The organism is Pseudoalteromonas sp. Z1A8, from assembly GCF_011378855.1.
GTDB lineage: Bacteria > Pseudomonadota > Gammaproteobacteria > Enterobacterales > Alteromonadaceae > Pseudoalteromonas.
Window position 1 is genome coordinate 1 of sequence record NZ_WTLB01000083.1, and the last position, 9553, is coordinate 9553.

The 9553-nt window shown below is 42.2% G+C and carries 7 protein-coding genes; all 7 read right to left on the reverse strand.

Annotated elements, in window-relative coordinates; translation table 11 throughout:
- Window positions 1-120 precede the first annotated feature (120 nt).
- Window positions 121-2385 (reverse strand): molybdopterin cofactor-binding domain-containing protein, encoded by a 2265-nt coding sequence (locus GQR55_RS19025; RefSeq protein WP_166421846.1) that lies wholly within the window; start codon window positions 2383-2385, stop codon window positions 121-123.
- Window positions 2382-2879 (reverse strand): (2Fe-2S)-binding protein, encoded by a 498-nt coding sequence (locus tag GQR55_RS19030; protein ID WP_166421847.1) that lies wholly within the window; start codon window positions 2877-2879, stop codon window positions 2382-2384. The genes GQR55_RS19025 and GQR55_RS19030 overlap by 4 nt, the downstream gene beginning before the upstream one ends.
- A gap of 175 nt (window positions 2880-3054) precedes the next feature.
- Entirely contained in the window at window positions 3055-3810 is a 756-nt protein-coding gene (locus GQR55_RS19035) for a hypothetical protein (RefSeq protein WP_166421848.1), read from the reverse strand.
- 240 nt (window positions 3811-4050) lie between these two features.
- On the reverse strand, window positions 4051-4377 hold the full coding sequence (locus tag GQR55_RS19040; protein WP_166421849.1) for a hypothetical protein: 327 nt from the start codon (window positions 4375-4377) through the stop codon (window positions 4051-4053).
- A 242-nt stretch (window positions 4378-4619) separates the two neighbouring features.
- A complete protein-coding gene (gene metH, locus GQR55_RS19045; protein WP_166421850.1) occupies window positions 4620-7250 on the reverse strand; it encodes a methionine synthase in 2631 nt (876 codons plus the stop codon).
- A gap of 9 nt (window positions 7251-7259) precedes the next feature.
- Entirely contained in the window at window positions 7260-8330 is a 1071-nt protein-coding gene (locus GQR55_RS19050) for a homocysteine S-methyltransferase family protein (protein ID WP_166421851.1), read from the reverse strand.
- The gene (metA, locus tag GQR55_RS19055; protein ID WP_166421852.1) at window positions 8320-9267 is read right to left on the reverse strand and encodes a homoserine O-succinyltransferase; all 948 of its coding nucleotides are present in this window, start codon (window positions 9265-9267) and stop codon (window positions 8320-8322) included. Before metA ends, GQR55_RS19050 begins: the two co-directional genes overlap by 11 nt.
- Window positions 9268-9553 lie beyond the last annotated feature (286 nt).

Consider the following 9553-nt stretch of genomic DNA (forward strand, 5'->3'; position numbering starts at 1 on the left):
ACGGCCCAAAAGTAGGACCGTTCGAATTTCAAAAACTCGGTACACCATTAAGTCAAAACATGCTTAACTGAATGGTGTTAGCCTTTTGGCGGTTTTTTTGTTTAAGCTGTAGTTATTTAGCTACGCTTTTAGCTGATCACCTATTGGTAACTGCCTAATGCGCTTTCCGCATGCTGCAAAAATAGCATTACATAATGCTGGCGCATAAACTGGTGTAGATGGCTCACCTACCCCTGCTGGTGGTGCATCGCTTTGTACAATTTCAACGTCAATCTCAAGCGGTGAGTCGCTCATACGCGGTACGCGATAATCATGAAAGTTACTTTGCTGCACGCGGCCTTTATCAAAGGTAATACCGTCACTAATTGCAGTGGTAATACCGTAAATAGAGCCACCTTGGGTTTGATTTTTAACGGTGTCGGTATTTACAACCGTGCCCGCATCAATGGCAACCCACGATTTAATTACTTTTAAATCGCCAGCATCCGACACTTCTACTTCAACTACTGTCGCTACGTAAGTTAAAAAGCTTCTATGCGCTGCTATACCTAAACCTCGCCCTTTAGGAAGCTCTCGCCCCCACTTACTCATGTCAGCAACCTTTTCAATAACATGGCGTAGTCTGCCAATATCTAAAGGATAAACCGCTTTATCGCCGCCATAATTATCATATGTGGCATTTTGCTCAGTTACATCAAGGATTCGGCTTGGACCTATAGTTTCTAGTAAATAGTCTTTTTGGTCGCGACCGGCTTTGTGCGCTGCTTCGCCAATAAATGACTGAATAGCAAAGGCATGAAAAATATTTGATACAGAACGCATCCAACCAATTCGTGCTTTGGCTTGCGCATCACCGTTTTCTAACTTCATGTTAGGTGTGTTAATTGGGTTGTCGGTAAACCCTAAGCGCAGTTCAAAGCTCCCTGGCGTAGTCGCCCCTTCTGAAAAGGTAGAGGTGATCGGTGAAAACGCGGTACGGTGTAAATACGATTCTATAGCGCCATTTTTATCTAGCGACGCTTCAATGTGTTGAGCCGAAACTGCATGGTAAAAACCATGTTGTATGTCGTCTTCACGCGTCCATTGCACACGAATAGGCTTGCCTACTTTCATTGAAAGATAAGCTGCTTCTGCTGAAAAATCAGGTTTTGACTTACGCCCAAAGCCGCCTCCTAACATGGTAACGTGAACATTAATTTTGCTCTCATCCATGCCAAGCATTGCAGCCACTGTTTTCATATCGGCTTGTGGGTTTTGCGTAGCAGCCCATATATCAACACTGTCTTTGTTGTACATAGCTGTTGCACAAGGCGGCTCCATTGGTGCTTGAGCAAGGTGCGGCGCGTAGTAATCGGCTACGAGTTTATTGCTCGATTTAGCCAATACGCCCATGGCATCGCCTTTATCACGTATGTTTGCCTGTGGAGTTTGTACTGTTTGTAATAATGACTTTTTAAATTCTTCTGAATTGTAATCGCCATTTTTGCCATCATCCCACACGACTTTTAATGCTTTACGCCCTTGCCATGCAGCCCATGTGTTTTTAGCTATAATCGCAATGCCGCCTTTTGGCTGAAACTGCGGTGCGCCTTTTGGTACAGGCATTTCAATTACATCTATAACGCCATTTATCGCTTTTGTAGCACTGGCATCAAACGACTTAACAACACCGCCTACTACCGGCGGGCGTTCAATTATAGCCACCAGCGCTTGTGGTTCGCGTACATCGGCTGCAAATATAGCTTTGCCTGTTACTAAATCTGCTAAATCTATGTGCGCCATGCCGGTATTAATATAACGCCATTCTTTGCGTGTTTTAAGTGTTAGTTTGTCAGCTTCTGGTGGCGTTATTGTAAGCGCTAAGTCGATTAAATCTTTATAAGTAAGCGATTTACCTGAGCTGTGTGTAACAACGTGTTGGTTAGCAGTACAAGTTTGTGGGTCAACTTTCCAATACTTAGCGGCAGCGTGCTGCATCATATAACGCACACTTGCGCCCATTTCACGCAGGCGCTGCATGTTGTAGCGAATACTGCGCGAGCCATCGGTATTTTGATCGCCGTATTTAGGGTCGCCCTTACCCTGAATAACAACTACTTTATCCCACGCGGCTTCCATTTCGTCTGCCACAATTTGAGCAATGGCTGTACGGATTTGTTGGCCCATTTCAGAGCGATGACAGGTTATTTCAACCATTCCATCAGGGCGCAGTGCTATAAATAAGTTAGCACGTTTTGCCAGCTCAGACGGTTGCTCTAACACGCCTGCAAATGCTCTTGGCGCACTGCCTACAAAATAAGTACCGAGTACCAACGCACCTATTGCGCTGGTTTTTAAAAACTTACGGCGGGTTAAATCAAAGTATGTATTATTTGTTTCGCTCATACTTCTTCCCCTTGTTCATTTGGGTCAAAATACTGCACGCCCGCAATAGTTTTAGCAGCCGATTTAATCGCTTTATGAATACGCGGATAAGTACCACAACGACAAATATTGCCCGACATATTACTTACTATTTCATCGTCGGTTGGGTTTGGATTTGCAGCTAATAAGCTTGCAGCTTGCATCATTTGGCCGCACTGGCAAAAACCACACTGCGGTACTTTATGCTCAACCCATGCTTGCTGCACTGGGTGGTCGCCCTGCTCACTTAGCCCTTCAATTGTTGTAATTGAACGCCCTGCTGCTGCCGCTACCGGTAATACACACGAGCGTTGAGCTACTCCATCAATATGCACTGTACATGCACCGCACTGAGCCATACCACAGCCAAACTTAGGCCCGGTTAAATTCAATTCGTCTCGGAGATACCATAATACTGGCGTTGACGGATCGCCAGAAAACTCATGTTTATTACCATTAATGGTAAACGTGATCATACTAAACTCCTTGGCAAAGCGCTTTTAAAGGACGGTTCCTTGTTGCGCGAGAACTATTTTAATTACTTACTACTTTTTAGCCTACCACTTAGATCTATTTTATAAAAATACTAATTATTAGAACGCTTAATTGTTAAAAACAGATCCACATTGTTTAATACACTAAAAATATACATTAATTAGCACTTACCACAGGCTCGTTTAACAACCGCTCATCGTCTTTATAAACTTCAAGCCAACCCGGTGGTGATGTATCGCAGCCAATAATGGTTACTTGTAGCACATAACTGTAACGTCCATTTTTAAACGTATAGTGATGATTCCCGCCGCTACCCTCAAATGTAATATCGCCATTTAGTAAAACCATATCAGGCTTGTCGCTTGGTTTTTTATTAATACCCCACACTGCATACCGATAATTATGACCCCCTAAATCATCAACACGAATATGGTAGTTAGCTGTTTTCCAATCGAGTACTGGTTTTTCAAAATTATTGATACTTGCGTGCAAGGATTGCTTATCGTGTTCGATTAAGCTTTTAGCAAGTGCCTGCTCTTTAGTATTTTGGGTATTTACAGCAATAATTTTACCGTCAGTATCTACCCACATAACGCCGTTATTTAGCATAATGCCGCGCCAACCAACTTTATCCCAATCGGTATTAATGTTTGAGGCGGCAATCGCTGCCACTAGCTCATCATTAAAAATTTCATCAAAGCGGTTAATAAACTCAGCTTCATTTTTAATGTCAGGTATGGGGTACTGTCGTTTTAGTGGGTAGCTAATAAGTGCAGCAATCGCAGTTTTATCATGCGTTTTAAAAGCAGCAATAACAGGTAAAACGCTCTCGTGATATTTTTGCTCAAGCGCAAATGTGCTAGATGTGAAAAGTAGAGATAAGCAAAGGAATATGTAATTTAGATACTTCATTGATAGTCCTTTTATAAAACTTTTCTATTCCTAATAATTAAAAATTATTTAGTTTAAAAATTTCGATCGAACAACTGACTTTTTCTAAAACATTTTTATAACTCACTTACTCACGAGCGTTCAATTAGCTTCTCTATGAAAGAGATATCTAAGTAGTGCTACTCCATATTTTTTATCGTCGCAATAACACTTTACTTAGAGGGAATTCATAGTCAGTTGAAGGAGGAATTCATCTAGTTATTATGTTGAAGGCATCGCCAGCCAAAATGTGAGCAATGAGCCAAACGAAGCACCTATAATACCCGTGAGTATTGGAGTAATATACGTTGCGAAAAAAGGCTTCTTAATTGATTCGTAATGTTGAATTCGCTGATTCAAGCGATTTGCAGCCTCTTGGAAATGTAGAGGCATAACATGTTTAGGATTGTTTTTTGAACATGCTTTTTGATAACTTGCAATATATTGGTTTATCTTTAAACATTTCTCGTACGTTAGAGAATTATTTGTTTCAGCTAAAACCTGTTTCCAATCGGTAAACTTAACGAAATCCATACTATAGTAATTCAAACCTAATTCCTTATTATAATACTTTATTTAGTCCCATTTTATCGTTTATAACACAAAATGGCTTATTTTATATTAGCAATATGATTTCACTTAACAAACAACTTGTAAGCATTTGATTATATAAGATAATGAAAAAATTATAATAACTTCTAACTAAAACATTGTTTAATGATGTTTTGCGAAAAAACAAAAAACGAGCCTAACTTGGCTCGTTTTTTACTAATAGCTGCTCGCAACTCTATTTACTCCGGATCATATCCCAAGTTAGGCGATAGCCATCTTTCTGCCTCTGCGAGCGTCATATTGGTTCGTTTAGCGTAGTCTTCAACCTGATCCTTTTGTACCGCTGCTACTGCGTAGTACTTAGCTTCGGGGTGTGAAAAGTACCAACCTGAAACAGCAGCACCTGGCCACATGGCGTATGAGCTGGTGAGCTGCATGCCAATGCGTTTTTCGGTATCGAGTAACTGCCAAATTTTCTTTTTCTCGGTGTGCTCAGGGCACGCTGGGTAGCCTGGTGCTGGGCGAATACCTTGGTAGTTTTCGCGTATTAGCTCATCGTTTGCTAGGTTTTCGTCTGGTGCAAAACCCCAATACTCTTTACGTACTTTTTCGTGTAGGTATTCTGCAAACGCTTCTGCGAGTCTGTCGGCAACCGCTTTAATCATTATTTTGTTGTAGTCGTCTTGCTGTGCGTCGAACGCATTTGCCAAGTCGTCTTCTTCTAAACCGCCTGTTACAGCAAACGCGCCAAAATAGTCAGGTGTGCCTTTGGGTGCTATGTAGTCGGCTAGGCAGTAGTTAGCAAAGTCGGTTTTTTCGGTTTGCTGACGTAAATGGCATGAAGTAGTTAACAGCGTTTTGCGTGTTTCGTCGGTGTATATTTCTATGTCGTCCCCTACGCGGTTTGCAGGGAATAAACCAATTACGCCAAGTGGTTGTAAACTGCCGGCTTTTTCAAGGTCGTCTAACATGTCGTTAGCGTCTTTAAATAAGCTTTGGGCTTGCTCGCCTACGACTTCATCGGTCATTATGCGCGGGTATTTACCGGCAATTGACCACGTCATAAAGTATGGCGTCCAATCTATGTATTTACGCAAAGTGGCAATTGATACGTTTTTAAACTCGATCACGCCAAGCTTTTTAGGCACTGGTGGCGTGTAGTTATCCCAATCGAGTTGTGCTGCGTTATCGCGTGCGCGCTGGATTGTAACAGGCTTAGAGCGTGGTTTTTTACGCGCTTGTTGCTCGCGTACTTTTACATATTCCGCTTGTGTTTTAGCTAAAAAGTCGGGTTTAAACTCTTTTGATAATAAGTTTGAAACCACACCTACTGCACGGCTGGCGTTACTTACGTATACTACGCCTTTGTCGTACTGTGGCTCAATTTTAACGGCAGTGTGCGCTTTAGAGGTAGTTGCCCCGCCAATCATTAATGGGAGTTCAAAGCCACGGCGTTTCATTTCTTTTGCTACATGCACCATTTCGTCAAGCGATGGAGTAATTAAGCCCGATAAACCGATAATATCGGCTTTTTCATCGATTGCGGTTTGCAGTATTTTATCGGCAGGTACCATTACGCCTAAGTCGATTACTTCGTAGTTATTACATTGCAGTACCACGCCTACAATATTTTTACCTATGTCGTGCACGTCACCTTTTACGGTCGCCATCACTATTTTACCGTTAGTTGAGCCTTCTTCTTTTTCAAGCTCAATGTAGGGGTCTAAGTAGGCAACTGCGCGCTTCATTACACGCGCCGATTTAACCACTTGTGGTAAAAACATTTTACCCGCGCCAAATAAGTCGCCTACTACGTTCATGCCGTCCATTAACGGCCCTTCAATTACGTGGATGGGTTTAGCAGCGGCTGCACGGCATTCTTCAGTATCTTCATCTATGAAGGTAGTAATACCTTTTACCAGTGCGTGCTCAAGGCGTTTTGCAACCGGCCATGTACGCCATTCTAAATCTTCTACTCGCTCGGCTTGCGCCATGCCCGAATACTTTGGTGCAAGCTCAACTAAACGCTCACCTGCGCCGGGATCGGTATTAAGAATTACGTCTGTAACGGCTTTGCGTAACTCATCTGGTATGTCGTCGTAAACGGCAAGTTGGCCTGCATTTACAATACCCATATCCATACCCGCTTGAATAGCGTGGTATAAAAACACCGAGTGAATAGCCTCACGTACGGGGTTATTACCCCTAAACGAAAACGATACATTTGACACCCCGCCCGACACTTTACAGTGCGGTAAATTTTGCTTGATACGGCGCGTGCCTTCAATAAATTCTACGGCGTAGTTGTCGTGCTCTTCAATACCGGTGGCTACGGCAAATATATTAGGGTCGAAAATAATATCTTCTGGCGCAAAGCCAATGTCTTCTACCAATATTTTATAACTGCGCGCACATATTGCGAACTTACGGTCAGCGGTATCTGCTTGTCCGTCGGTATCAAATGCCATTACAACAGCGGCTGCGCCAAAACGTTTTATTATTTTAGCTTGGCGAATAAACGGCTCTTCACCTTCTTTTAGTGATATTGAGTTAACAATTGCCTTGCCTTGAATACACTTTAAGCCCGCTTCTATTACTTCCCACTTTGAGGAGTCGACCATAATTGGCACTTTAGAAATATCAGGCTCTGAGGCTATTAAGTTTAAAAACTTAACCATGGCGGCTTTTGAGTCCAACATGGCTTCGTCCATGTTTATATCAATAACCTGTGCGCCGTTTTCAACTTGTTCGCGTGCAACGGTTAGCGCGGCTTCAAAGTCTTCTTCCATGATTAGGCGTTTAAACATAGCCGAACCAGTTACGTTGGTACGCTCACCAACATTAGTAAATACTGCTATTTGCTGTGTCATGTTGGCTCCTTAATTTAAGTTACAGGCTTCAAGGCCTGATAAACGCATACGTACTTCAAGCTCTGGTAAAGGACGAGGTTTAACGCCTTCAAGCCCTTTTGCAAACGCGCGAATATGCGCAGGCGTTGTACCGCAGCACCCGCCTACTATATTAATAAAGCCCGATTTACCCCAATCGATAATTTCGGCTGCCATTTCTGGCGCTTCTAAATCGTATTCACCAAACTCATTAGGCAAGCCCGCATTAGGATGTACTGAGGTAAATGTTTCGCATACACGCGATAGCTCTTGCACATATTGGCGCAATAAATCAGGGCCAAGCGCGCAGTTTAGGCCGATTGATATAGGCTTAATGTGGCGAATAGAGTTATAAAATGCTTCAGTTGTTTGCCCCGAAAGCGTTCGCCCAGAGGCATCGGTAATAGTCCCTGAAATCATTACAGGTAATTTACGCCCTGCTTGCTCAAAGGCTTCTTCTACTGCAAACGATGCGGCTTTTGCATTAAGCGTGTCGAATATAGTTTCGATTAGTATTAAATCGGCGCCGCCTTCCATTAATGCAAGAGTAGACTCTACATACGCAGTAACTAATTTATCAAAAGTGACATTTCGGTAACCCGGATCGTTTACATCTGGCGAGATTGAACAGGTTTTAGAAGTCGGCCCTAAAACACCGGCTACATAACGGGGCTTTTGTGGCGTTTTAGCTGTAAATTCGTCGCACATTGCGCGTGCTAATTTAGCCGACTCTAAGTTTATTTCACGGCTTAGGCTTGCCATGTCGTAATCGTCCATCGAAATAGTGGTCGAGTTAAATGTGTTGGTTTCGATAATATCAGCGCCCGCTGATAAAAACCCACGATGAATATCTGCAATTAACTCAGGCTTTGTGAGACTTAATAAATCATTATTGCCTTTAATAAGTACATGCCAATCTTTAAAACGCTCGCCGCGATAGTCTTCTTCCTCTAGCTTATGATCTTGGATCATGGTGCCCATTGCGCCATCTAAAATTAAAATGCGCTCTTTTAGCGCAGCACTTATTTCGGCGTGTTTATTATTTAAAGCGTTATTCGGCATAGTTGTTAGTCCTCACATCTTGGCTAACTAAATTAATATCATACGGTGTGGTTTGGTACACGTAGTAATTTAACCAATTCGAAAAAAGTAAAAAAGCATGGCTTTGCCACGTTTTTGAAGGTTGTTTGGTTGCGTCGTCGTCCGGGAAGTAATTTTCGGGTTTTGGTGCATCAGGGCTTTTTTTACAATCGCGTTCGTACTCAGCTTTTAAGCTATCTGCGTCGTACTCAGGGTGGCCAGTTATAAACACTTGGCTACCCGATTTATTTTTAAGTAAGTAAGCCCCTACTCGCTTGGAGCCCGCCAGTACAACTAGCTCATCACAGGCGTTTATTTTATTTATATCAATGTGGCCATAACGTGAGTGCGGTACTAAAAAGGTGTCGTCGAACCCGCGAGTCAGCGCGCCGTGCTCAAAGTAACATTGGTGAGTAAATACACCGCACAGCTTATCGTCTTTTAAATCACGCTTTAAATTATAACGGTGATATAACGCTGCATGCGCAGCCCAGCACGAAAATAACGTAGAGGTAACATGTTGCTCGGCCCAATCAATAATGACCTTTAGCTCATCCCAATACGCTACATCGTCGTACTCTAAATGCGCAAGTGGCGCACCGGTAACAATTAATGCATCGTAATTGTTGTCTTTTACTTCAGAAAAATAGCGGTAAAAGGTATCAAGGTGCTCTTCTGAATTACTGCTACTGCGGTGAGTGTCGAGGCGCAGTAGTTCTACGTTTACTTGTAAAGGCGAGTTGGCAAGTAAACGAATAAACTGTACTTCGGTTTCTACTTTATTAGGCATTAAGTTTAAAATAGCCAAACGCATTGGACGTATTTCTTGCGTTTTTGCACGAGTTTTTGGCATCACAAATACGTTTTCTTTACGTAAGCGTTCAATAGCGGGTAACTCGTCTTTTACTGTAATTGGCATATTTTTACTCCTGCTCATAAAAACCGAAAGTTAATTATGAACTGAAAGTAAAAAATATCAACCTCTAGATGTATAGATGTCTAAATGAAATTTATTCATTCTATTTAAATTGAAAAATATTAGGTGTTATGCAAAAAAGGTTCTACATATGGAGTGATTTGTTTTGATACTTTTGAAATAGCGCTACCAAACTTAGTAGCGCATCATAGGTTAGACATTAAGAGAGAATTGGATTCAGGCCGCATTTTAATCGTCCTTTTTCTTTATCTCTTTTTGGGTTCGCTCT